21 protein-coding genes are annotated in these 23,002 nt (G+C 64.9%); 8 read left to right on the forward strand and 13 right to left on the reverse strand.

Going from position 1 to position 23,002, the window contains the following annotated elements:
- Positions 1–10: 10 nt before the first annotated feature.
- A complete protein-coding gene (locus GGQ90_RS13780; protein ID WP_188082661.1) occupies positions 11–1,135 on the forward strand; it encodes a serine hydrolase domain-containing protein in 1,125 nt (374 codons plus the stop codon).
- Here the strand turns inward: GGQ90_RS13780 and GGQ90_RS13785 are convergent.
- From GGQ90_RS13785 to GGQ90_RS13810, 6 genes are all read right to left on the reverse strand, one after another.
- Complete coding sequence (locus GGQ90_RS13785) at positions 1,132–1,917, reverse strand: PhzF family phenazine biosynthesis protein (RefSeq protein ID WP_188082662.1); 786 nt, start codon at positions 1,915–1,917, stop codon at positions 1,132–1,134. The genes GGQ90_RS13780 and GGQ90_RS13785 overlap by 4 nt on opposite strands.
- A 216-nt stretch (positions 1,918–2,133) precedes the next feature.
- Positions 2,134–3,915, reverse strand: coding sequence for an SLC13 family permease (locus GGQ90_RS13790; protein ID WP_188082663.1), 1,782 nt, complete (start codon positions 3,913–3,915; stop codon positions 2,134–2,136).
- 263 nt (positions 3,916–4,178) lie between these two features.
- Positions 4,179–5,252: a chorismate synthase gene (aroC, locus tag GGQ90_RS13795; protein ID WP_188082664.1), complete on the reverse strand. Its 1,074-nt coding sequence runs from the start codon at positions 5,250–5,252 to the stop codon at positions 4,179–4,181.
- 27 nt (positions 5,253–5,279) lie between these two features.
- The gene (gene fabI, locus GGQ90_RS13800; protein WP_188082665.1) at positions 5,280–6,086 is read right to left on the reverse strand and encodes an enoyl-ACP reductase FabI; all 807 of its coding nucleotides are present in this window, start codon (positions 6,084–6,086) and stop codon (positions 5,280–5,282) included.
- Positions 6,083–7,006, reverse strand: a complete 924-nt coding sequence (locus GGQ90_RS13805) for a YihY/virulence factor BrkB family protein (RefSeq protein ID WP_188082699.1) — start codon at positions 7,004–7,006, stop codon at positions 6,083–6,085. Before GGQ90_RS13805 ends, fabI begins: the two co-directional genes overlap by 4 nt.
- A 56-nt stretch (positions 7,007–7,062) precedes the next feature.
- The gene (locus GGQ90_RS13810; protein WP_188082666.1) at positions 7,063–7,980 is read right to left on the reverse strand and encodes a DnaJ C-terminal domain-containing protein; all 918 of its coding nucleotides are present in this window, start codon (positions 7,978–7,980) and stop codon (positions 7,063–7,065) included.
- A gap of 137 nt (positions 7,981–8,117) precedes the next feature.
- On the opposite strand from GGQ90_RS13810, the gene pdxH reads away from it, so the two are divergent.
- A complete protein-coding gene (pdxH, locus tag GGQ90_RS13815; RefSeq protein WP_188082667.1) occupies positions 8,118–8,693 on the forward strand; it encodes a pyridoxamine 5'-phosphate oxidase in 576 nt (191 codons plus the stop codon).
- Positions 8,694–8,873: 180 nt separating this feature from the next.
- The gene (locus GGQ90_RS13820; RefSeq protein WP_188082668.1) at positions 8,874–10,205 is read left to right on the forward strand and encodes a dicarboxylate/amino acid:cation symporter; all 1,332 of its coding nucleotides are present in this window, start codon (positions 8,874–8,876) and stop codon (positions 10,203–10,205) included.
- 63 nt (positions 10,206–10,268) lie between these two features.
- Here GGQ90_RS13820 and GGQ90_RS13825 read toward each other — a convergent pair whose 3' ends face one another.
- Positions 10,269–11,153 (reverse strand): bestrophin family protein, encoded by an 885-nt coding sequence (locus GGQ90_RS13825; protein WP_188082669.1) that lies wholly within the window; start codon positions 11,151–11,153, stop codon positions 10,269–10,271.
- A gap of 137 nt (positions 11,154–11,290) precedes the next feature.
- On the opposite strand from GGQ90_RS13825, the gene GGQ90_RS13830 reads away from it, so the two are divergent.
- Positions 11,291–12,619 carry a dicarboxylate/amino acid:cation symporter gene (locus GGQ90_RS13830; protein ID WP_188082670.1) on the forward strand — a complete coding sequence of 443 codons (1,329 nt, stop codon included), beginning with the start codon at positions 11,291–11,293 and terminating at the stop codon, positions 12,617–12,619.
- Here the strand turns inward: GGQ90_RS13830 and GGQ90_RS13835 are convergent.
- Positions 12,582–13,151: an NADPH-dependent FMN reductase gene (locus GGQ90_RS13835; protein WP_188082671.1), complete on the reverse strand. Its 570-nt coding sequence runs from the start codon at positions 13,149–13,151 to the stop codon at positions 12,582–12,584. The two genes, GGQ90_RS13830 and GGQ90_RS13835, sit on opposite strands and share 38 nt — an antisense overlap.
- Positions 13,152–13,305: 154 nt before the next feature.
- On the opposite strand from GGQ90_RS13835, the gene GGQ90_RS13840 reads away from it, so the two are divergent.
- Complete coding sequence (locus GGQ90_RS13840) at positions 13,306–14,235, forward strand: family 43 glycosylhydrolase (RefSeq protein ID WP_188082672.1); 930 nt, start codon at positions 13,306–13,308, stop codon at positions 14,233–14,235.
- A gap of 37 nt (positions 14,236–14,272) precedes the next feature.
- Here the strand turns inward: GGQ90_RS13840 and GGQ90_RS13845 are convergent, their stop codons facing one another.
- Together GGQ90_RS13845 and GGQ90_RS13850 are read right to left on the reverse strand one after the other, a co-directional pair.
- The gene (locus GGQ90_RS13845; RefSeq protein WP_007706693.1) at positions 14,273–14,455 is read right to left on the reverse strand and encodes a hypothetical protein; all 183 of its coding nucleotides are present in this window, start codon (positions 14,453–14,455) and stop codon (positions 14,273–14,275) included.
- 135 nt (positions 14,456–14,590) lie between these two features.
- Positions 14,591–15,880 (reverse strand): adenylosuccinate synthase, encoded by a 1,290-nt coding sequence (locus tag GGQ90_RS13850; protein WP_188082673.1) that lies wholly within the window; start codon positions 15,878–15,880, stop codon positions 14,591–14,593.
- A gap of 241 nt (positions 15,881–16,121) precedes the next feature.
- Here GGQ90_RS13850 and GGQ90_RS13855 point away from each other — a divergent pair, with 241 nt between their 5' ends.
- The gene (locus tag GGQ90_RS13855; protein ID WP_188082674.1) at positions 16,122–16,982 is read left to right on the forward strand and encodes an alpha/beta hydrolase; all 861 of its coding nucleotides are present in this window, start codon (positions 16,122–16,124) and stop codon (positions 16,980–16,982) included.
- Here the strand turns inward: GGQ90_RS13855 and GGQ90_RS13860 are convergent.
- From GGQ90_RS13860 to GGQ90_RS13870, 3 genes are all read right to left on the reverse strand, one after another.
- Positions 16,976–18,106, reverse strand: a complete 1,131-nt coding sequence (locus GGQ90_RS13860) for an ATP phosphoribosyltransferase regulatory subunit (protein ID WP_188082675.1) — start codon at positions 18,104–18,106, stop codon at positions 16,976–16,978. The genes GGQ90_RS13855 and GGQ90_RS13860 overlap by 7 nt on opposite strands.
- Positions 18,107–18,255: 149 nt before the next feature.
- The gene (gene serA, locus GGQ90_RS13865; protein ID WP_188082676.1) at positions 18,256–19,836 is read right to left on the reverse strand and encodes a phosphoglycerate dehydrogenase; all 1,581 of its coding nucleotides are present in this window, start codon (positions 19,834–19,836) and stop codon (positions 18,256–18,258) included.
- A gap of 106 nt (positions 19,837–19,942) precedes the next feature.
- On the reverse strand, positions 19,943–21,103 hold the full coding sequence (locus tag GGQ90_RS13870; RefSeq protein WP_188082677.1) for a phosphoserine transaminase: 1,161 nt from the start codon (positions 21,101–21,103) through the stop codon (positions 19,943–19,945).
- A 160-nt stretch (positions 21,104–21,263) separates the two neighbouring features.
- Here GGQ90_RS13870 and GGQ90_RS13875 point away from each other — a divergent pair, with 160 nt between their 5' ends.
- The gene (locus GGQ90_RS13875; protein WP_188082700.1) at positions 21,264–21,962 is read left to right on the forward strand and encodes an extensin family protein; all 699 of its coding nucleotides are present in this window, start codon (positions 21,264–21,266) and stop codon (positions 21,960–21,962) included.
- Between the two features lie 112 nt (positions 21,963–22,074).
- Positions 22,075–22,950 (forward strand): LOG family protein, encoded by an 876-nt coding sequence (locus tag GGQ90_RS13880; protein ID WP_188082678.1) that lies wholly within the window; start codon positions 22,075–22,077, stop codon positions 22,948–22,950.
- Positions 22,951–23,002 lie beyond the last annotated feature (52 nt).

Consider the following 23,002-nt stretch of genomic DNA (forward strand, 5'->3'; position numbering starts at 1 on the left):
GCGCCGGCTTATGCAGATCGAGAAGCGAATCGTAAAGCGCCTTGCCATGGGTGCCGGACTGGTGGCGCTCGTCCTCGCCGGCACGCTGGCGGGGCGCGCCGCCCATGCGCCCGAGCCCGTCTATAGCGTAGACACCGACGCGGTGGTCAGCGCCAGCGCGCTGCGCGGCGCGATCGATCCGCTGTTCGACGACAAGGCAATGGGCGAAACCCGCGCCCTGCTGGTCATGCGCGACGGCAAGGTGATTGCCGAGCGCTATGCCCCCGGCATCACCCCCGACACGAAATTGCTGTCCTGGTCGATGGCCAAGAGCGTGACCGGGGTGCTGGTCGGGCTGATGGTGTCGGACGGGCGGCTGGCGCTCGATTCGCCGGTGCCGGTCGCGGCCTGGAGCCAGCCGGGCGATCCGCGCGGCCGCATCACCCTGCGCCAGTTGCTGTCGATGACCTCGGGCCTCGACCATGCCGAGGATGACGAGCCGATCACCGAGGGCGATACCGTGCGCATGCTGTTCATGGACGGCGCGCAGGACATGGCGGCCTATGCCGAATCCAAGCCACTCGCGCATAATCCCGGCGAGACATTTTCCTACTCCACCGGCAGCACGATGATCCTGTCGGACCTGATGACCCGGATGCTGACCAACAGCAACCATCCCGACGTGCGCCGCCGGGCAATGCAGATGTTCATCGACGGCCGGCTGAAGGCGCCGGGCAAGCTGTCCAGCCTGACCCCGGAATATGACGCCAACGGCACGCTGATCGGCGGGTCGATCATGCACATGACCGCGCGCGACTATGGCCGCTTCGGCGAATTGCTGCGCAACCATGGCCGCTCGCCCAACGGCCATCAGATCGTACCGGAAAAATGGGTCGACTATATGCGCGCGCCCTCGCCCCGGAACGCGGCCTATGGCGCCCATCTCTGGCTCAACCGCGACGCCCGCGAGAGCGCGCTGATGCCCGGCCTCGCCTCGGCCAGCCTGTTCGGCTGCGTCGGCCATAATGGCCAATATATATTGGTCGCGCCCGGTCAGCGGCTGACGATCGTGCGGATCGGCATGTCGCCGGAGAAGGAACAGCGCAGCGCCGTGAAGGCGCAGCTTGCCCGGCTGATCGGCCTCTTCCCCGGTTAAAGGGTGAAGGTGCCTTCGATGACCGTGCGACATGCGCCGGTCATCACCACCCGGTCGCCCTCCAGCCGGCAGCCGAGCCGCCCGCCCCGCGCCGAAGCTTGGATTGCGCTGATCGCATCCTTGCCGAGCCGCTCCGCCCAATAGGGCGTCAGCAGGCCATGGGCCGATCCGGTCACCGGATCCTCGTCGATTCCGCCGCCGGGCACGAAGACGCGGCTGATGATGTCGCTGTCGTCGCCCGGCGCGGTCGCCATCAGCAGAGTGTCGCCCAACTTGCGCAGGGTCGCGAAATCAGGCTCCAGCGCGCGGATCGCCGCAGCATCACGATAGACGAAGATCGCATAGCCGCCATCGCGCCACCGGGTTTCGACGATGTCGCCGCCCATCCCCGCCGCCAGCTCCGGCAGAGGCTTGGGTTCGCTGGTCCAGGCCGGCAGCGACAGTTCATAGCCCTCGCCCGCGCGGCTCACGGTCAGCACCCCGGCATGGCGCGTGCGAAAGCGGATGGTATCACCCTGCATCAGCACATGCCCGCTCGCCAGCGTGGCATGGCCGCACAGCTTCACCTCGACCGCCGGGGTGAACCAGCGCAGCGCATAATCGGCGTCCGCATCGCCCGGCGTCGGCACGGTGAAGGCGGTTTCCGACAGATTGTTTTCTGCGGCGATCGCCTGCAGCACCGCATCGTCCAGCCAGGCGTCGAGCGGCATCACCGCTGCCGGATTGCCGGTGAAGGGCGCGTCGGCAAAGGCGTCGACCTGGGTGAAGCGAAGGCGGGTCATGGACGATACTCCTGATGGATCGACGCCTTCATGCCGGGCGCGCACCACCCCCGACAGGGCCGGACGCGGGGAATTGGTCCCTTAGCAGGCACGTTTAAAATCCCGTTCGGGCTGCGCGAAGTCGAAGCCATCGACTGAGCGGAGCGAAGTACCCTCCCGTCGGTCGGGTGAGCCCTTCGACTTCGCTCAGGGCGAACGGTGATCGGCGGCGCAACGCTAGCCCAAAATGACCAGCGCCGTGCATACGGCACCGCCGACGATCAGGTTGAGCGGCACGCCGATGCGCACGAAATCGGCGAAGCGATAATCGCCCGCGGCATAGACCAGCGCGTTGGTCTGATAGCCGATCGGCGTCGCAAAACAGGCCGATGCCCCGATCATCAGCGCGATCACCAGCGGACGTGGATCGGTGCCCAGTTGATGCGCCAGCGCGATGGTGAGCGGGGTCAGCAGCGCCGCGACCGCATTGTTGCTGAGCAGTTCGGACAGGATCAGCGCGGCGAAATAGACGATGAAGACCAGGCTCCATTGCGGCGCGACCTGCATCAGCGGCGTGATCCAGCCCACCATCAGCGCGACGCTGCCCGCCTGTTCCAGCGCAAGCCCCACCGCCAGCATGGCAAAGATCAGGATCAGCACATCGCCGTCGATCGCCGCCCAGGCCTCCTCCGCGTCGATGCAGCGGGTGACCAGAATCACGCCGACGGCGATGAAGGCACCCAGGCCGATGCCGATCACGTCCAGCGCAGACAGGATCACCACCGCCGCCATCGCCAGGATCGCGATCCATGCCTTGCGCGGGCGGAAGGCGCGGGTGCGGCTGATGTCGACGCCGATCAGGTTGGGATTGTCTTTCAGCGAACGCATCGCATCGTCGCTGCCCGCCACCAGCAGCCGGTCGGCGCCCCGCACCCGTGTATCGGCCAGATCCGGCCCCGGCAGATGCCGCGCGCGATGGATGCCGATCAGGCGGACGCGCAACGCGTGGAGGAAGGGAATGTCGATCAGCCGCTCGCCGATCGAGGGATGGCTGGGCGCGACCATCGCCTCGATCACCGTGCCCTCGCGCGCGGAGGTTTCGGAATCGGCCGCGATGCCCAGTTCGAAATCGCCCGACTCGCGCAGCGTCATGATCGCCGTGCCATCGGCGCGAACGATCAACCGGTCACCGACATGCAGTTCCTCCTGCGCCAGGTCGTGGCGCCGTATCTCGCCCGCGCGCTTGAGCCCGATCAGCGTCACCGACCGGCCCAGCACCGACAGGTCGCCAATCTCGCGGCCGATCAGATCGCTATCCGGCGTCACCACCAGTTCGGTCAGATATTCCTGGACATTGCCGCCATGTTCCCCGCCGATCGAGGGCGGGTCGCTGGGCAGCAGGAAGCTGAGACTGACGAGGGTCAGGATACCGGCCGCAACGCCGGCCAGGCCATAGGGGGTGATGTCGAAAATGCCGAACGGCACCATGCCCTGATCGGCCGCGATGCCCGCGACGATCAAATTGGTCGACGTGCCGATCAACGTGATGCAGCCGCCCAGCACGGCGATCGCGTTCATCGGGATGAGCAACTTCTTCACCGGATAGCCGGTCGCCTGCGCCAGGCGGAACATGATCGGGATCAACAGCACGACGACCGGCGTGTTGTTGAGGAAAGCGGACAGCAGCACGGTGCCCAGCGTGACTTCGGCGAGCGCCAGCCGGGGCCGCTTTTGCGCCCGCACCATCACCAGTTCGGCGATGCGGTTGATCGTGCCGGTGCGAATGAGCGCCCCCGACAGCACGAACATCGCGCCGACAGTCAGCGGCGCACTATTGGAGAAGACCGAAAAGAGCGATTTCTCGTCGAGCAGCCCCAGCAGCGCGAAAGCACAAGCGCCCAGCACCGACACGACGGTCGGCGAATAACGTTCGCGCACGAAGGCGACGAACATACAGGCCAGGATCAGGAGACTGATTTCCGCGCGGTAGATGCCCAGCAACGCGGTGATGAAATGCATCTGGTCATTGCCCCCGTTGATCGCGTGATCGCGTCTCTGACGGAGGTGAAACGAAATGGGCCAGCCATGGTTGCATGGCTGGCCCGTGTCGCGGCGTCAGGGGACGTTTTGACCGTCAAACCGCGCTTGGCGCGCTGACGCTCCCCAGGCTTACGCTCTGCCGCTCACCCTCCCGCGGGTGACATCTGTCATCCTAGCGTAATATGGGCGAGTCGTCTCTTGTCATTTGCACATTCGGCGCGCGATTGGCGCAGTTCGGCGCGTCAGTCGGCGCCACACTGGGCGCGGTGCAGCAGCTTCTGGTCTGCCAGCACCAGCGCCATCATCGCTTCGACCACCGGCACGCCGCGAATGCCGACACAGGGGTCATGGCGCCCCTTGGTGATGATGTCCGACGCATCGCCTTCGCGCGTCACCGTTTCGACCGGGATCAGGATCGAACTGGTCGGCTTGAAGGCGATCCGCACCTTGACCGGCTGGCCGGTGGAAATCCCCCCGGCAATGCCGCCGGCATGGTTGGCGAGAAAGACCGGGCCATCGTTGCCGGGCCGCATCGGATCGGCATTCTGTTCGCCACGCAGCCGGGCGGCCGCGAAGCCATCGCCAATCTCCACGCCCTTGACCGCGTTGATGCTCATCATCGCGCTCGCCAGTTCGCTGTCGAGTTTGGCATAGAGCGGCGCGCCCCAGCCGGCCGGCACGCCCGATGCGACGCATTCGACCACCGCGCCGAGCGAAGAGCCATCCTTGCGCGCACCATCGACCAGCGCTTCCCAACGCACGGCGGCTGCAGCGTCCGGGCAGAAGAAGGGGTTCTGGCCGATCTGCGAAGCGTCGAAATTGCCATAGTCGATCGCGTCGCCGCCAATCTCGCTCACATAGGCGAAGATATCGACTTCCGGGATGACCAGCCGCGCGACCGCGCCAGCCGCCACCCGGCTGGCGGTCTCGCGCGCCGAGGACCGCCCGCCGCCGCGATAATCGCGAAAGCCATATTTGGCGTCATAGGCATAGTCGGCATGGCCGGGGCGATAGGCCTTGGCGACCTCCGAATAATCCTTCGATCTCTGATCGGTGTTCTCGATCATCAGGCTGATCGGCGTGCCGGTGGTCTTGCCATCGAACACACCCGACAGGATGCGCACCTCATCGGCCTCGCGCCGCTGGGTCGTGAACTTCGACGTGCCCGGCTTGCGCAGGTCGAGCCAGGGCTGGATGTCCGCCTCGCTCAGCTCAAGCCCCGGAGGGCAGCCATCCACCATCGCACCGATGGCCGGACCATGGCTTTCACCCCAGGTCGAAAAGCGGAATACGCGACCGAAACTGTTGAAGCTCATATCTATCCCAATCCGGTCGCGTCGTTCTTACTTGTCCAGCGCGATATCGGGCGCGTCCTCGGCCTTCATGCCAATGACATTATAGCCCGCATCGACATGGTGGATCTCGCCGGTCACGCCCGAGGCCAGGTCCGACAGGAGATAGAGGCCGGCGCCGCCGACATCGTCGATGGTGACGTTGCGACGCAGCGGCGAGTTCAGCTCGTTCCACTTGAGGATATAGCGGAAATCGCCAATGCCGCTGGCCGCCAGCGTCTTGATCGGACCGGCCGAGATCGCATTGACGCGGATATTTTCCGGGCCGAGGTCCATCGCCAGATATTTGACGCTGGTTTCCAGCGCTGCCTTGGCCACGCCCATGACGTTATAATGCGGGATGACCTTTTCCGCACCATAATAGCTCAGCGTCAGCAGGCTGCCGCCTTCCTTCATCAGCTTGCGCGCGCGCGCCGCAACGGCCACGAAGCTGTAGACCGAGATGTTCATGGTCATCAGGAAATTGTCGAGACTGGTGTCGGCATAGAGGCCGCGCAGTTCATTCTTGTCGGAAAAGCCGATCGCATGGACGACAAAATCCAGCTTGCCCCAGCGCGCCTCGATCTCGGCAAAGGCCTCGTCCAGCTTCGCCATGTCGGATACGTCGCAATCGATCAGAAAGTCCGAGCCCAGTTGCTCGGCCAGCGGCTTCACGCGCTTGGCCAGCGCCTCGCCCTGATAGGAGAAGGCCAGTTCCGCGCCCTGCGCATGCAATTGCTGCGAAATACCCCAAGCCAGCGACTTTTCGTTCGCCAGCCCCATGATCAGCCCGCGCTTTCCCGCCATCAAGCCTGTCATATCGTCGTTCCGTTCCCTTTATCCTGCACGGTGCCGGCCGCTTCGTCTTCCGGAAATTCCGCCAGTGCCGCATTCAATTCGGCGCCAATTACCACGCCAAGCCCAACGAGGAAGAAAAAAATGAGGGTGATCATGACACCGGCCAGACTGCCATAGGTCCGGTCATAGCCGCCAAGCATCGACAAGGTGATCGGCAGCAACAGGGTGACGGCATACCACCACAGCGCGGTGGCGATCGCGCCGGGCCATTTGGGGAAGCGCTTGTCGCGATAAACCGATGGCGTCAGCGACACATAAAGCGAATGGAGCGCCACGCACAGGATGGCCATCGGCACCAGCTTCGCCGAGGAAACCCAGGCGATCGCCTCATCGGCGAAGGGTAGCAGCCGGTGGAGCAACTGATCGACAGCGGTAATCGCCACCTGGAGCGAAAAGGCAAACATCACTGCCAGCACGCTGACCAGGGTTATGCCCACTGCCGCCAGGCGATAACGCCAGAAGGGCTTGGTGCTCTTCGTGCCATAGGCGCGGCGCAATATGTCGCGGATCGTCTCGATCAGGCTGCCCACCGTCCACAGGCCGACCAAACCGCCGAACCAGAGCAGATGGCCGGAACGCGCCTGCAACACGTCGCTGATCGGCTGGCGCACCACATCGGCCACGCCACGCGGCACGGTATAGAGAAAGGCATTGACCGCCGACAGCCCGTCCGACGTGCGGCCAAAGACGCTGGCGACCGCGGCCGCGACGATGAAGAAGGGGAACAACGTCATCAACGAGAGATAGGCCAGGTTCCCCGCATGGATGAACCCGTCGCTGTAGACGCCGACGGCCACCCGCTTGGCGATCTCGAAGCTGCGCGATCCAGGCCGGACCCGATCGATCTGGCGATGAAGCTTTTCCTGTGCCTGCGCCGCCATGTGGCGGCGCGACTCAGGGCTGTAGGGGGAGGGCAGCGGCACCCTTGCCGAACGTCCTAGACGCCCAGATGGGTCCGGACCGCCCGACCATCCTGCCAATCCTCGACCAGATGGAGGATCACCGGATCATCGGCGGGCACATCGATCAGCAGCGTCACCAACTGGTCGCCGCGCTGGCCATCCTTGCCGGTAAAGCCCTTCCCGCGCAGGCGCAGCGCCTTGCCCGACGTGGTGCCGGCGGGCACGCCCAGCATCACCGGACCGTCGACGGTCGGCACCTTGACCTTGCCGCCCTTCACCGCCTCGTTGAGGGTGATCGGCAGGTCGAGCAGCACATTGTCGCCGTCGCGCCTGAAGAAGGGATGCGGCTTCACCTCGATGGTGACGATCGCGTCGCCCGCGCCGCCAGCCCCAGGCTGCCCCTTGCCCGACAGGCGCATCTGCGTCCCCGTCTCGACCCCGGCGGGCAGCTTCAGGTCGAGCGTCTTGCCGTCCTGCAAGGTGATGCGCTGCGGCGCCAGCGTCGCCGCGTCGACGAACTGCACTGCCAGCCGATAGGCGACATTAGCGCCCTTGGCCGGTGGCGCGCCGCGACCGAAGCCACCAAAACCGCCGCCACCCCCGGCGCGACGGCCCGCACCGCCGAACAGGCCTTCGAAGATGTCGCCGAAATCGGCGCCGCCCTCATTGAACTCGAACCCGCCGGGCCGCCCGCGGCCACCGCCGCCGCCAAAGCCGAAAGGCGCGGTCGGATTGCCGTCGGCATCGATCTCGCCCCGGTCGAAGCGGGCGCGCTTGTCCTTGTCCGACAACAGGTCATAGGCGTTGGTCACGGCCGAGAATTTCTCCGCCGCCTTCGGATTGTCCTGATTCTTGTCGGGGTGATATTGCTTGGCCAGCTTGCGATAGGCGGACTTGATCTCCGCTTCGCTCGCGCTGCGCGCCACACCCAGAGTGGAATAGGGATCCGCCATCTATCATCCTGTTATGTTGAAACCGGTATCTGCCGCGTCGCGGCCATAATGCCCCCTATGTGGCGGAAGGCCGGGCATCGTTCAAGCTGCGGCGCATCCGTATCGACAGTGCGGTGCCGGGAAACTAAGGCAGGGTCATGACCGATCCCTTCGCCCTTTTCGACGAGTGGTACGCGCAGGCGCGCGAAACCGAGATCAACGATAGCAACGCCATGGCGCTGGCCACGGCCGATGCCCAAGGCCGCCCCTCGGTCCGCATGGTGCTGCTCAAGGGGCATGGCCCCGACGGCTTCATTTTTTACACCAATTTCGAAGGACGCAAGGCAGGCGACCTGCTCGCCAATCCGCATGCCGCCCTGCTGTTCCACTGGAAGTCGGTGCGCCGCCAGATCCGGATCGAAGGCCGCGTCGGCCCGGTCGACGACGCTACCGCCGATGCCTATTTCGCTACCCGCAGCCGCGACAGCCAGCTGGGCGCCTGGGCGTCCGACCAGTCCCGCCCCCTGCCCTCACGCGACGCCTTCATGGATCGCTATGAAGCGGTGCGCGCCCGGTTCGAGGGCGGCCCGGTGTCACGCCCACCCCACTGGTCGGGCTTCCGCCTGACCCCGGAACGGATCGAGTTCTGGCAGGATCGCGAGCATCGCCTGCATGAGCGGCGCGTCTTCACCCGCCAGGAAAATGGCTGGAACGAAGGGCTTCTCTATCCCTGAGCGAGCACCATGCCATTGTCCTGCCGTAAAACAGGGCGCGGAATATGGTGGCTCATTCGTCTATCCCCGCACAGCCCAAGCGTGCCCGATTGCGGGCCAGCCGGGCGCCTGTTAGGTGTCAGCACCCAGCAGGACCAGAATGAATGCGCGGGCGGACCGCTCGCTGGCTAGAGGAATATAATGCGAAATCGACTGACGGCCTACATCCTGACAGGCATGGTCCTGGGCGTGATCGTGGGCTTCGTGGCCAATCTCTGGGTCGGCGGGGATGAAGCGCTGGCCAAAGATGTGGCAGGCTACTTCCATCTTCTGGCCGACATCTTCCTCCATCTGATCAAGATGATCATCGCGCCTTTGGTCTTTTCCACGCTGGTCGCGGGCATCGCCCATATGGGCGACAGCGCGGCGCTGGGGCGGATCGGCGGGCGCGCGCTCGCCTGGTTCATCATCGCCAGCCTGATCTCGCTGACCCTGGGCCTGATCTTCGTCAATTTCTTCGAGCCGGGCGCCGGCCTCAACCTCGTCCGGTCGGGCGCGGATGCGGGCGTGAACACCGAAGCGCTCAATTTCCGCGACTTCATCCTGCACGTCTTCCCGACGTCGATGATCGGGGCGATGGCGGACAATCAGATCCTGCAGATCGTCGTCTTCTCGCTGTTCGTCGGCGTGGCGCTGACCGCCATCGGCGAAAAGGGCAAGCCGATCATCACCGTGATCGAGGCATTGGTCGAACTGATGCTGCAGGTCACCGGCTATGTCATGCGGGTCGCCCCGCTCGCCGTGTTCGGCGCGCTCGCTTCGTCGGTGACGGTGCAGGGGCTTGGCGTGCTCAAGACCTATGGCGCGCTGGTCGGCGAATTCTACATCGCCCTCATCTGCCTGTGGGTGCTGCTGTTCGGCGCGGGCGCGATCTTCCTTGGCAAGCGGATGTTCAAGCTGATCCGCTATGTCCGCGAGCCGATCCTGATCGCCTTCTCCACCGCTTCGTCGGAAGCCGCCTATCCCAAGATGCTGGAGCAACTCGACCGGTTCGGCGTACCGCGCCGCATCTACAGCTTCGTTCTGCCGCTGGGCTACAGCTTCAACCTCGACGGCTCGATGATGTATGCGACCTTCGCGACCATCTTCATCGCCCAGGCCTATGGCATCGACCTGCCGATCGCGACCCAGATCACGATCCTGCTGGTGCTGATGGTGACGAGCAAGGGCATCGCCGCCGTGCCGCGCGCCTCACTCGTCGTCGTCGCCGCCACCCTGGGCCAGTTCGACCTGCCGGTCGAGGGCGTCGCCTTCATCCTGGCGGTCGACCATTTCATGGACATGGGCCGCACCGCGACCAACGTTCTGGGCAACGCCATCGCCACCTCGGTCATCACCAAGTGGGAAGGCATGCTGGAGGTGGAGGAGCCGGTCGACGTGCCCCATCCCAGGGCGCCGACCCACACCCCCTCGCACGGCCGGGCGGGACTGGAGCTGGCATCCGACATGGTAGACGAGGATCGCAAGGGCTGACGCCCTTTCCCCGACCAAAGGAAAAGGCCCCGCCTGCGGCATGCAAGCGGGGCTTTTTTCTGCCTACCAAAGAACGCCGCGCACCGGCTCTACGGGTGCGGGTGCCGGATCACCGATCGACTGGAGCAAGTCGATCTCGATCGTGCGGCACATGGCGGTCAGCGGCACGTCATGGACACTGTCGGCAAAGGGATCGGTCAGATCGTCACCGATCCGCAGCACGGCCATGAACATCAGGCCCGCGACGGTCGAACCGAGCGGCGTCGCAAGGCCCAGCGTCTCGACCAGCCCGATCGGCAACAGGATGCAGAAGAGGTGGGTGAAGACCACCGGCAGCAATCGATACTGAAATGGCAGCGGGGTGTTCTTCAGCCGCTCCATCCCGCCCTGGGCATTGGCGATATCGACCAGCACCTTCTCCATCTGGGTCTGCTGGATGGTGTCGATCCAGCCTTCCTGTCGGGCCATGTCGATTCGCCGGCCGGTGCTGTCGAGCAGGCCGTTGGCCGGATTGACGCGGGCCAGAGCCTTGCCCTGATCCTCCTCCCGCAGGAATTTCGTCACATCCTCGCCGATCGGCTGGCGCCGCAGTTGGCAGCGCAGCGCATTAACATAGGCGATCTGACGTCGCACAATTTCGCGCTTCAACTCACGCCCCTCCGGGTCGGGCAGGAAGTTGCGCGCCGAACGCGCCAGGCTGCGCGAGGCATTGATCATCGCGCCCCACAACACGCGCCCTTCCCACCAGCGCTGATAGCTGCTGTTCGATCGGAAGCCCAGGAACAGCGCCAGCGCCGAACCGAAGATGGTGAGCGGCAATGACGGCGCCTTGAAGGGCAGCAGATAATAGGCAGCCGTAACGGCACAGTCCCACACGAACAGCGCGGTCAGCGGCTTCCATACTTCCGATGCGATCCGGCGCATGCTGGGGACGGCATCAACGATCATGCAAGACTCCTTCTGATGAACCGGCGCAACGCCTGAGCATGCGGCTATGCTCCATCGATGCCCTATCGAAACGAAATATTGCCCACAGCGCAACCGCCATCCGCATGGCTCGTTGGTTAGGGAGACAGGGAGAGGCCATGACTGATATGGGCACAGAGGAAAAGGATGGCAGGCGCGCGGCCTTCTCGCTGCAATGGCAGATGCTGGCCGGTTTCCTGATCGGCCTTGTCGCCGGACTGGTCGCATACACCGCCACGCCCGGCGCGCCCTGGATCGACGCGGTCACCACCTATGCCACCGGCCCGATCGGCCAGATTTTCCTGCGGCTGCTGTTCATGCTGGTGATCCCGCTGCTGGTCTCCGCGCTGATCGTCGGCATCGCCGAAATGGGCGAGATGCGCTCGCTGCGACGGGTGGGCCTGCGCACTCTCATCTATACGCTGGTCGTGTCGGGCATCGCGGTCGTCATCAGTCTGGCGCTGGTCAATCTGCTGCAGCCCGGCACCGGGGTAGACCCGGCACAGGCACGCGCCCTGCTGGCCGATGCAGGACAGGGGGCGAAGGCGATCCTTGACCGCGGCGCCGACACGCCGACCGGCATGCAGGCGCTGATCGCGATCATCCCCGACAATGTGATCGCGGCGATGGTCGACAATGACATATTGGCGGTGATGGTCTTCGCCCTCTTCTTCGGCATCGGACTGGTGCTGGTGCAGACCGAGCAATCGAAACTGCTGCTTAATGCCATGGAGGGGGTGTTCGAAGTGTCGATGCGCCTGATCGGCATCGTCATCCGCCTGGCGCCGATCGCCATCGCCTGCTTCATGTTCAACCTCGCCGCCCAGTTCGGCTGGGATCTGCTCCTGCGCCTGTCCGCCTATGTCGGGGTCGTGCTGCTGGCGCTCGCAATCCAAATGTTCGGCATCTATTCGCTGTTGATCGCCCTGCTCGCGCGCCGGTCGCCGTTGCGCTTCTTCGCCGCCGTGCAGGAAGCGAGCGTCATGGCTTTTGCCACCGCCTCCTCCAACGCTACCCTGCCGACCGCCATCCGCGTCGCGGAAGAGAATCTGCACCTGCCGCGCCGCATCGCCCGCTTCGTCCTCACCATCGGCGCCACCGCCAACCAGAATGGCACGGCGATGTTCGAAGGGATCACCGTCCTGTTCCTCGCCCAATTCTTCCATGTCGACCTCAGCCTTGGCCAGCAGTTGATGGTGATGCTGGTCTGCATATTGGGCGGAGTCGGCACGGCGGGCGTGCCGGCCGGATCGCTGCCGGTGGTCGCGATGATCCTGGCGATGGTCGGCATCCCGCCAGAGGGAATCGGACTGGTGCTGGGCGTCGACCGGCTGCTCGACATGTGCCGCACCGCGCTCAACGTCACCGGCGACCTGGTGGCCGCGACGGTGATATCGGCGCTTGAGGAGATCAGCGCTGCGCCTTTGCCGCCTGCGCCCACCAGATGAGCGTGTCGGCGAAACCAGCAAAGCCGCGGTCCAGTGCCGCTCCGCCCTCCCCCTGGGGCCGGGCCTGCTCGTCCAGCGTCTGCCCGATCTGGCCGACACTCAGCCGTTCGGGTATCACCGCCATGCCCATGGCGGACAACGTCACCGTCCAGTCGGCATGGCTGTTCACCCCGGCGAAGCGGCCCATCGAATAGCTCGCGATCGCCGCCGGCCGGCGGTCGAACTCCTTGAGATAATGGTCGACCATATCCTTGAGGCCGGGCTGCATGCCGCGATTATATTCGCCCGCGACGAACACGAAGGCATCGGCAGCGGACAGACGCTCGGCAAGCTGCGCCATGGCGGCGGGCGCCTCACCAGCCGGATAGTCGCTGTAGCGCAGGTCGAGCATCGGCAGATCGATCGCCTTGGCATCGACCAGTTCCGCCTTGTGCCCCAGCCCTTCAAAGCCGCGGATCAGATAATCCGCCAGCCGGATACCGAGCCGGCCGCGCCGATAGGAGCCGTAGAGGACGAGGATATCGAGTGCCATGCGGAGCCTCCTGCTTTGATGTCGCAAGACTTGTCGCATCCTGCCCCGATCGGGTCCAGCCGGTGTTGAAATCCTGCAAATTCCATGATGCGAAATTGCATTTCACATGGCGGAACACCATCATCGCATCAAATATCGATCAGGGAGGATGTGGATGAAGAGGATGGCACTGCTGGCCTATATGGGCCTGCTGATGGCCAATGGTGATGCCGAACCGGGCCAGCCGATCAGCCCGCGCTTCGCCGGCGATCCCTCGCCGCACTGGTTCGACGACCGCTGGTATCTCTACGCCACCGACGATGCATCCAATTCCGGCCGCTATTGGGACAGCACCAGCTGGCGCCTCTACAGTTCGGCCGACATGCAAAGCTGGCAGGATGACGGCGCCTTTCTCGATGTCACCACCTTCACATGGGCACGGCCCGATGCCAAGGCCTGGGCACCCGAAGTCGCCCGGCGCAACGGACGCTATTATTTCTACGCGCCGATCGGCGGCGACCGGATCGGCGTCGCGGTGGCTGACCATCCCCAAGGCCCCTATCGCGACGCGCGCGGCGACGCGTTGATCGACAAGGCGCGCGACGCCAATGCCGGTGCCGAGCCGATCGACCCAGCCGTCTTCATTGACAAGGACGGACAGGCCTATCTCTATTTCGGCACCCGCGTGCCCAAGGTGGTGCGGCTGAAGCCGGACATGATCCATGTCGACGGCCCGATCATGGATGTCGTCGTCACCGGACTGCCGGCAAGCGACCCCAAGAAGAAATATGGCGAAGCGCCCTATCTCCACGCCCATGACGGCCGCTATTATTTCAGCTTCTCGACCGGCTGGCCCGGCCAGATCATCTACGGCACCGCCGCCTCGCCGCTCGGCCCCTTCGCCTATGGCGGCGTGATCCTTGACTATCTGCCGATCTCGACCAATCACCAGGCGATCGTCGAACGCCAGGGCAAGAGCTGGCTCTTCTATCATGACAAGCTGTTGCCCGGTGGCGGCGATCATCGGCGGTCGATCACCATTGCGCCGCTGACCTATGCCAAGGACGGCGCCATCCTGCCGGTCCAGCGCCACGCCCCGGAATGAGGAAAGGCCGGACGTTACCGCCCGGCCCCTCAATCTCTCAGCGCAGCTTGGCGATCGACAGCCCGTCCTGCTTGGCCCGGGTCTTCACCGATTCCTCGCTGCGGGTCAGCGCCTTGGCGATCGCCTTCAGCGCCATGCCTTTCTTGGCGAGCGTATGCAGCTTCTGGACCTCATCCTGGGTCCAGGGCTGCTTGTGCCGCTCGAAGCGCTGTTCGCCCATCGGAATGTCCTTTGTTTGGAGAACCGCACCAGCCCGCTCCCTCACCCGGCCACCCAACGGCAGTATCATATGGGTGGTCGGGTGGGGGAGCGGGCTGGTGCCGATCTGTTTCAGCTTAGCTGAAACTCAGAAAAATCAATCCGCAAACGGATCGCGGACGAGGATCGTGTCGTCGCGTTCCGGGCTGGTCGACACGAGCGTGACCGGGCAACCGATCAGTTCTTCGATGCGGCGGATATATTTGATCGCCTGGGCCGGAAGGTCCGCCCAGCTGCGCGCGCCGGCGGTGGTTTCGCTCCAGCCAGCGATGCTTTCATAGATCGGCTCGGCCTTGGCCTGGTCCTGCGCATGGGCGGGCAGATAGTCGAAGCTCTGGTCGCCGATCTTGTAGCCGACGCAGATCTTCAGCTCCTCGAAGCCGTCGAGCACGTCCAGCTTGGTCAGCGCAATGCCGGTCACGCCCGACACCGCGACCGACTGGCGCACCAGCACCGCGTCGAACCAGCCGCAGCGGCGCTTGCGACCAGTGACGGTGCCGAATTCATGGCCGCGTTCGCCCAGACGCTGGCCGACGTCATTTTCCTGCTCGCTGGGGAACGGACCGGAGCCGACGCGGGTGGTATAGGCCTTGACGATGCCCAGCACGAAACCGGCAGCGTTCGGGCCAAGGCCGGTGCCGCTCGCCGCCGTGCCCGCCACCGTGTTGGACGAGGTGACGAAGGGATAGGTGCCATGGTCGATGTCGAGCAAAGTGCCCTGCGCGCCCTCGAACAGGATGCGCTTGCCTTCCGACTTCGCCTTGTTGAGCGTCAGCCAGACCGGCTTGACGAAAGGCAGGATGAAGGCGGCGATTTCGGTCAGGTCGGCCATCAACTGGGCGCGGTCGATCGGCGCTTCGCCAAAACCAGCGCGCAGCGCGTCATGATGGGCGGTCAGGCGGTCGATCTGCAGGTCGAGATCGTCGAGATGGGCCAGATCGCAGACGCGGATGGCACGGCGGCCGACCTTGTCCTCATAGGCCGGACCGATACCACGACGGGTGGTGCCGATCTTGCCGGCGCCCGACGCGTCCTCGCGCAAACCGTCGAGGTCGCGGTGGAAGGGCAGGATCAGCGGGCAGGTCTCGGCGATCTGCAGATTGTCGGGATTGATCTCGACGCCCTGGCCCTTGAGCTTGGCGACCTCGTCGCGGAAGTGCCAGGGGTCCAGCACCACGCCATTGCCGATCACCGACAAGGTGCCGCGCACGATGCCCGACGGCAGCAGCGAGAGCTTGTAGACCTTTTCGCCGACGACCAGCGTGTGGCCGGCATTATGGCCGCCCTGGAAACGGGCGACGACATCGGCGCGCTCCGACAGCCAGTCGACGATCTTGCCCTTGCCTTCGTCACCCCATTGGGCGCCGATCACGGTAACATTTGCCATGGATACACTCCTCCGCCCGCCGCGCGGACCGGCCATGCCCTTCGACGGGACTCGGCATGCCGGTGGAATAGGATGGGCGCGTCAACCTGAGTCAAGGGCGCCCTGTGCGGGGCGCGGGTTAGCCGGGTGGCGCCGATGCGTCAAGGTTGGAGGAGCATTACACTTTGATACCAGCTGCCGGCTTTACGGCACGATGCGCCCTCGCGATCATGCCAACTCAGGGGCAGCGAAGGACGACCAGATGCGCAGACGGCCGATTCCCATCCTGATTCTCTCCCTGCTCGCAGGCACACCGCTGGCCGCGCAGGCCCAGACAACCGCCGCCACCCCGCAGGCCATGACCTATGGCCATGATCCATTGCAGGCGATCGATTTCTGGCCGGGCAAGGGCACGAAGGCGCCGCTTGTCCTCTTCGTCCATGGCGGCGGTTGGAAGCGCGGCAGCAAGGATAATACCACCGGCGCGGCCAAGGCGCCCCATTATGGCGCCCTTGGCTATGCCTTCGCCTCGATCAATTACCGGCTGGTGCCCGATGCAACGGTCGAACAGCAGGCGCAGGATGTCGCCGATGCGGTCGCCCATCTGCGCAGCCAGGCGACGACGCTGGGTATCGATCCCGACCGCATCACGCTGATGGGCCACAGCGCCGGCGCGCATCTGGTCGCGCTGGTCGGCACCGACATGCGCTATTTCGCCAGGGCCGGGCTGAAGCCCGATGCCGTGCGCGGCATCGTCGCGCTGGATGGTGCAGCCTATGACGTGCCGACCCAGATGGCGCAGGGCGGCCGCTTCATGGCGAAGACCTATGAACAGGCGTTCGGCACCGATCCGGCGCGGCAGAAGGCGCTATCACCGTCCTTGCAGGCGGCAAAGCCCAATGCCCCCGATTTCCTGTTGCTGCATGTCGATCGGGTCGACGGCACCGCCCAGTCCAATGCGCTCGCCGCAGCGCTGCGCAAGGCGGGCACGCCAGTGGAAATCCATGCGCTCCCTGGACGCGGCCTGCGCGGCCATATGCAGATCAATCGCGAGATGGGCGATGCCGACTATGCCGGCACCGGCATTGTGGACGCCTGGCTGCGCCGCCTGTTCGGTCAGTAAGCGCGGGGCTCGCTGCCATCCAGCCAGTGCGAGCAGCGCTGAGCAGCGCCATCTTCACCGTCAGCCAGGGCCGCAACCGTGTGCCAGCCTTCGGCCCGCAGCGCGGCCGCGCGCACCGCATCATGACCCACCGGCAGAAACAGGCGCCGGGGCCGTTCGTCGCCAAAGCCCGCATCAATCAGCGGATCGGGATAAAGGGAAAAGCCCATGGCGGGCTCGTCCGTCTCGCCAGCGCGGGCGATGGCATAGCTGCCACCCCGGCCGATCTCGCCGATGAAGCCCTCGGCAAAGATGGAGAAGCCAAACCAGTTCTGGAACTCGAAACCGTGCCGTTCGGTCGGATCGAGGGTCAGGGTGATGTCCCAGCCGATCGGCTTGGCAATTGCGCGCAGGCCCGCGATCCGGCTGTCGATGGCGCCGTCCAGACTGGCGCTGAACGCCTCCAGCCGTTCCATCGCGGCATGGAAGGGACCGGTCGCCTCGATCAGCGGCAGATAGGCGGCGGCGGCCGGGCTGATCGCCACCAGCGCACCGGCATCCTTGGCGTCCAGTTCGGCGCGCACGGCTTCCAGTTCTTCGGCGCCCAGCGGCAACGGACCGGCGGCCAGCGCGTCGATCAGGTCGGGCAAGGTGAAATCGATGGTGATGCCGGTCACGCCGGCGGCGGTCAGTGCCTCGATCGCGATGTTGACGATCTCGACGGCGGCGGCATTGCTGTCGCTGCCGATCAGTTCGGCGCCCAGCTGCATCTTCTCGCGCTCGGGGCGCAGCTGGCTCGCCTTCTGGCGGATCACCGGGCCGGCATAGGACAGGCGCAGCGGACGCGGCGCGCTGCGCAGGCGGGTGGCAGCGATGCGGCCGACCTGCGCGGTCATGTCGGGGCGGAAGGCCAAGGTGCGCTGCGACACCGGGTCGACGGCGCGGACCAGATCCTGCGCGCGCATCGACTTGAGGCGCTGGGTCAGCGTATCCTCGAACTCCGCCAGCGGCGGCATGACCCGTTCATAGCCATGGGTCGCGACCGTATCGAGCACGCGGCGCGCCAGGCGCGCGGAGGCTTCGGCCTGCGGCGGCAGGCGATCGGAGAGCCCCTCCGGGAGCAGGCTTGGCGGGATCATGGTCATGGGACAGGCCCTTTAGCGCAAAACGCGGCCAATTCTACTCCGTTCGTCCTGAGTAGCCATTGAGCGAAGTCGAAATGGCGTATCGAAGGATGCTTCGATACGGGACTTCGACAGGCTCAGCCCCTACTCAGCACGAACGGAATTGAGAATCAGGCGAAGCGCAGCAGCTTCACCTGCTTCACGCCGGCGAGGTTGCAGATCGCCCAGCGCAGCGGTTCGGTGACGGTGCCGTCGACCGACAGCAGCAGCACGGCTTCGCCGCCCTGGTTGCGACGACCCAGGTGGAAGGTGCCGATATTGACGTCCGATTCGCCCAGCTTCGAGCCCAGACGGCCGATGAAGCCGGGCGCGTCCTGGTTGACGATGTAGAGCATGTGGCCGTCGAGATCGGCCTCCACCTTGATGCCGAACAGCTCGACCAGGCGCGGCTGGGCGTGGCCGAACAGCGTGCCGGCGACCGACTTGTCGCCCGCTTCGGTCGAAACGGTGACGCGCACCAGCGTTTGATAGTCGCCCTCGCGGTCATGGCGCACTTCACGCACGTCCAGACCGCGTTCCTTCGCCAGGAAGGGCGCGTTGACCATGTTCACCGTGTCGGAATAGACGCGCATCAGGCCAGCCAGCACTGCGGCGGTGATCGGCTTCTGGTTGAGTTCAGCGGCATGGCCCTCGACCTCGACTGACACGCCGGTGATCTGGTCACCTTCCAGCTGTCCGATCAGGCTGCCCAGCTTTTCCGCGAGCGCCATATAGGGCTTCAGCTTCGGCGCTTCCTCGGCCGACAGGCTGGGGACGTTCAGCGCATTGGTGATGCCGCCGTCGAGCAGATAGTCGCTGAGCTGTTCGGCCACCTGCAGCGCGACATTGACCTGCGCTTCGTCGGTCGATGCGCCCAGATGCGGGGTGCAGATGAAGTTCGGCGTGTCGAACAGCGGCGATTCCTTGGCCGGCTCGGTCTGGAACACGTCGAGCGCAGCACCCGCGACATGCCCCGAATCCAGCGCGTCCTTCAGCGCCGCTTCGTCGATCAGGCCACCACGGGCACAGTTGACGATACGCACGCCCTTCTTGGTCTTGGCCAGGTTTTCCTTCGACAGGATGTTACGGGTCTGGTCGGTCAGCGGCGTGTGCAGCGTGATGAAGTCGGCCTTGGCCAGCAGCGTGTCGAGATCGGCCTTTTCCACACCCATTTCCACGGCACGCTCGGGCGTCAGGAACGGATCGAAGGCGACGACCTTCATCTTGAGGCCGAGCGCGCGGCTGGCGACGATCGAGCCGATATTGCCGGCGCCGATCAGGCCGAGCGTCTTGCCGGTGACTTCCACACCCATGAAGCCATTCTTGGGCCACAGGCCCTGCTGCGTCTGGGCATTGGCTTCGGGGATCTGGCGGGCCAGCGCGAACATCAGCGCGATGGCATGTTCAGCGGTGGTGATCGAGTTGCCGAACGGCGTGTTCATCACGATAACGCCCTGGGCCGAGGCGGCCGGGATGTCGACATTGTCGACGCCGATGCCGGCGCGGCCGATGACCTTGAGGTTGGTCGCGGCGTCGAGGATCGCCTTGGTGACCTTGGTCGAGCTGCGGATGGCGAGGCCATCATAGGCGCCGATCATCGCGGCCAGTTCTTCGGGCGTCTGGCCGGTGATGACGTCGACCTCGACACCACGCTCGCGGAAGATCGCGGCTGCGCGGGGGTCCATCTTGTCGGAAATAAGAACCTTGGGCATGGATTTGATCCTTGAATTTACGAGCCGTCATCCCAGCGAAGGCTGGGATCTCTCTTGTTCTTGAAAGGAAGTGAGACCCCAGCTTTCGCTGGGGTGACGCTTGATTTTAAGCAGCCTTGGTCTGGGCATAGGCCCAGTCGAGCCAGGGACCGAGCGCCTCGATATCGGCGGTCTCGACCGTGGCGCCGCACCAGATGCGCAGGCCCGCCGGGGCGTCGCGATAGCCCGCCACGTCATAGGCGGCGCCTTCCTTCTCCAGCAGGCCGGCGAAGGCCTTGATGAAGGCTTCGTCGGCGCCCGCGACGGTCAGGCAGACGCTGGTGGTCGAGCGCGAGGCTTCATCGACGGCGAGATGGCCGAGCCAGTCGCGGTCGGCGACGATCTTGCCCAGCGCCGCCGCATTGGCGTTGCTGCGCGCGATCAAGCCATTGAGGCCGCCCAGCGACTTGCCCCATTCCAGCGCGAAGATCGCGTCCTCGACGGCCAGCATCGACGGCGTGTTGATGGTTTCGCCCTTGAACACGCCTTCGGCCAGCTTGCCCTTGGCCATCAGGCGGAACACCTTGGGCAGCGGCCATGCGGGGGTGTGGGTTTCCAGACGCTCGACGGCACGGGGGCCGAGGATCAGCACGCCATGGCCGCCCTCGCCGCCCAGCACCTTCTGCCAGGAGAAGGTAGCGACGTCGATCTTGGTCCAGTCGATCTCATAGGCGAAGACCGCGCTGGTGGCGTCGGCGAAGGTCAGGCCCTCGCGGTCGGCCGGAATCCAGTCGGCATTGGGCACCCGCACGCCCGAGGTCGTGCCGTTCCAGGTGAACAGCACGTCGTTCGAGAAGTCGACGGTGGAAAGGTCGGGCAGCTGGCCATAGTCGGCGCGGATCACGGTCGGATCGAGCTTGAGCTGCTTGGCGGCATCCGTCACCCAGCCTTCGCCGAAGCTTTCCCAGGCCAGCGTCGTCACCGGGCGGGCGCCCAGCATCGTCCACATCGCCATTTCGAAGGCGCCGGTGTCGCTACCCGGCACGATGCCGATGCGGTGGGTGTCGGGCAGGTTCAGCAGCTCGCGCATCAGGTCGATGCTGTAGGCAAGGCGAGTCTTGCCGATCTTGGCGCGGTGCGAACGGCCCAGCGACTGCGTGGCCAGCTTGGCGGCATCCCAGCCCGGAGGCTTGGCGCAGGGACCGGAAGAGAAAAAGGGGCGAGCCGGACGGGTTGCAGGCTTTGCGGCAGGCGCAAGGGTGGCGTCAACGGCAGTCAGATCAGTCATGTAATGCGTCTCCTTACAGAGAGCACGCGCGGCGTTGGGACCGCGTGGCCCGTCGGCCGCCCTAAAGATTTCCGAAAAAGAGTCAAGCTGCAGCAAAATGCGACGAAACGACCGCGCCGTTAACCCATCGGCCTGGAAAGCCGTGGTAAATGCAGGATTGATGGTGGAGCTGGCGACGAGATATTCGGTGTGGCGCAGCGCGGCCCTGGCCGCGACGATGGCGGCCATGCTGGCGGCGTGCAGCGGTGATCTGGTCCCCAAGGGCCGAGTCGCACGCGCATCCAAGCCGGTGAAGAGCGCGCGCCCGGCGACACCGCCCGCGCCGCCCCCGCTCGAAACCCGGCAATGCTTCGCCAAGCTGCAATCCCAGTCGGTCGCCTTCACCCCCCTGCCCGACCAGAATTTCGGCGGCGGATGCAGCGCAATCGGCAGCGTCAAGCTGCTCGACATCGGTGTGCCGACTTCGGGCCTGGGCGCCATGACCTGCAACCTTGCCGCCAATTTCGCGGCCTGGTCGCGCCATGCCGTGCAGCCCGCCGCCCGGCTGATCCTGGGCGCGGAGATCGAGAAGATCGAGACGTTCGGCACCTATAATTGTCGGCCGATCGCAGGCAGCGGCAAGCTCAGCGAACATGCGCATAGCAATGCGATCGATGTGTCCGCCTTCGTCCTGAGCGATGGGCGCCGGATCAGCGTCGAGAAGGACTGGAATGGTGACAAGCGCACCCGCCAGTTTCTGGAAGTGGTTCATGCGAGCGCCTGCAAGCGGTTCAACACGGTGCTGTCGCCCAACTATAATGCCGCCCATCGCGACCATTTCCATTTCGACATGGGCGGCCGCGGCGGCTTTTGCCGCTAAGCGGAAATCAGAGATGCGGCGGCTTTTGCCGCTGAGCGAAAATCGAAAACTTGGCGGATTTTGCCGCTGAACGGTCTTGGCATTGTCACCTGCCGCGCCTAGCTTGTTGGGAATGACCAAGAAAGAAATTGAAGAACGCAAATTCCGCCCCGCACGCCAGGAAGCGGACGACGCCAAGAAGGCGATCGAAACCCCCCAGACCAGCAGCGCCGCCTACAAGCTCGCCTTCCAGGACAATGAGTTCCTGCTGCGCGAGGATCTGCGGCCGGTGCGCTTCCAGCTCGAATTGCTCAAACCCCAGTTGCTGATGGACGAGGCGCGGATCGAATCCACCTTCGTCTTTTACGGCTCCGCCCGCATTCCCGAACCCGACCAGGTCCAGGCGCGGATCGACGCAGCCAATACGCCCGAACAGAAGAAGATCGCGGAGAATCTGGGCAAGAAGGCCCGCTATTATGAGGAAGCGCGCAAGCTGGCGCGGATCGCGGCGCAATATCCGGTCAATGCCGCCGGCTGCCGTCACTTCGTCGTCTGCTCGGGCGGCGGTCCCTCGATCATGGAAGCGGCCAATCGCGGCGCGGTCGATGTCGGCCAGACCACGATCGGCATGAACATCGTCCTGCCGCACGAGCAGGCGCCCAACCTGTTCGTCACGCCGGAACTGAGCTTCCAGTTCCACTATTTCGCGCTGCGCAAGATGCATTTCCTGCTCCGCGCCCGCGCGCTCGCCGTTTTCCCAGGCGGGTTCGGCACGTTCGACGAGATGTTCGAACTGCTGACCCTGATCCAGACCGGCAAGATGAAGCCGATCCCGATCCTGCTGTTCGGCAAGGATTTCTGGAATCGGGTCGTGGATTTCGAGGCGCTGGCGGATGAGGGCGTGATTTCGCACGCGGACCTCAACCTGCTGACCTGGGTCGAGACCGCCGAGGACGCCTGGACGGCCGTGCAGGACTTCTACCACGACAGCGAGACGCCCGGCTGCTGATCCGGCAGCACGCATCCGTTCGTTTCCCGATGGCGCGAAACGAACGGATGTT

The sequence above is a fragment of the Sphingobium scionense genome, assembly GCF_014197035.1.
In the GTDB taxonomy this organism is placed as follows: domain Bacteria; phylum Pseudomonadota; class Alphaproteobacteria; order Sphingomonadales; family Sphingomonadaceae; genus Sphingobium; species Sphingobium scionense.

Coding starts and splice junctions, on each gene's coding strand:
- GGQ90_RS13780 (WP_188082661.1), top strand. CDS start 11: ATGCAGATCGAGAAGCGAATCGTAAAGCGCCTTGCCATGGGTGCCGGA.
- GGQ90_RS13785 (WP_188082662.1), bottom strand. CDS start 1,917: ATGACCCGCCTTCGCTTCACCCAGGTCGACGCCTTTGCCGACGCGCCC.
- GGQ90_RS13790 (WP_188082663.1), bottom strand. CDS start 3,915: ATGCATTTCATCACCGCGTTGCTGGGCATCTACCGCGCGGAAATCAGT.
- aroC (WP_188082664.1), bottom strand. CDS start 5,252: ATGAGCTTCAACAGTTTCGGTCGCGTATTCCGCTTTTCGACCTGGGGT.
- fabI (WP_188082665.1), bottom strand. CDS start 6,086: ATGACAGGCTTGATGGCGGGAAAGCGCGGGCTGATCATGGGGCTGGCG.
- GGQ90_RS13805 (WP_188082699.1), bottom strand. CDS start 7,006: ATGGCGGCGCAGGCACAGGAAAAGCTTCATCGCCAGATCGATCGGGTC.
- GGQ90_RS13810 (WP_188082666.1), bottom strand. CDS start 7,980: ATGGCGGATCCCTATTCCACTCTGGGTGTGGCGCGCAGCGCGAGCGAA.
- pdxH (WP_188082667.1), top strand. CDS start 8,118: ATGACCGATCCCTTCGCCCTTTTCGACGAGTGGTACGCGCAGGCGCGC.
- GGQ90_RS13820 (WP_188082668.1), top strand. CDS start 8,874: ATGCGAAATCGACTGACGGCCTACATCCTGACAGGCATGGTCCTGGGC.
- GGQ90_RS13825 (WP_188082669.1), bottom strand. CDS start 11,153: ATGATCGTTGATGCCGTCCCCAGCATGCGCCGGATCGCATCGGAAGTA.
- GGQ90_RS13830 (WP_188082670.1), top strand. CDS start 11,291: ATGACTGATATGGGCACAGAGGAAAAGGATGGCAGGCGCGCGGCCTTC.
- GGQ90_RS13835 (WP_188082671.1), bottom strand. CDS start 13,151: ATGGCACTCGATATCCTCGTCCTCTACGGCTCCTATCGGCGCGGCCGG.
- GGQ90_RS13840 (WP_188082672.1), top strand. CDS start 13,306: ATGAAGAGGATGGCACTGCTGGCCTATATGGGCCTGCTGATGGCCAAT.
- GGQ90_RS13845 (WP_007706693.1), bottom strand. CDS start 14,455: ATGGGCGAACAGCGCTTCGAGCGGCACAAGCAGCCCTGGACCCAGGAT.
- GGQ90_RS13850 (WP_188082673.1), bottom strand. CDS start 15,880: ATGGCAAATGTTACCGTGATCGGCGCCCAATGGGGTGACGAAGGCAAG.
- GGQ90_RS13855 (WP_188082674.1), top strand. CDS start 16,122: ATGCGCAGACGGCCGATTCCCATCCTGATTCTCTCCCTGCTCGCAGGC.
- GGQ90_RS13860 (WP_188082675.1), bottom strand. CDS start 18,106: ATGACCATGATCCCGCCAAGCCTGCTCCCGGAGGGGCTCTCCGATCGC.
- serA (WP_188082676.1), bottom strand. CDS start 19,836: ATGCCCAAGGTTCTTATTTCCGACAAGATGGACCCCCGCGCAGCCGCG.
- GGQ90_RS13870 (WP_188082677.1), bottom strand. CDS start 21,103: ATGACTGATCTGACTGCCGTTGACGCCACCCTTGCGCCTGCCGCAAAG.
- GGQ90_RS13875 (WP_188082700.1), top strand. CDS start 21,264: ATGGTGGAGCTGGCGACGAGATATTCGGTGTGGCGCAGCGCGGCCCTG.
- GGQ90_RS13880 (WP_188082678.1), top strand. CDS start 22,075: ATGACCAAGAAAGAAATTGAAGAACGCAAATTCCGCCCCGCACGCCAG.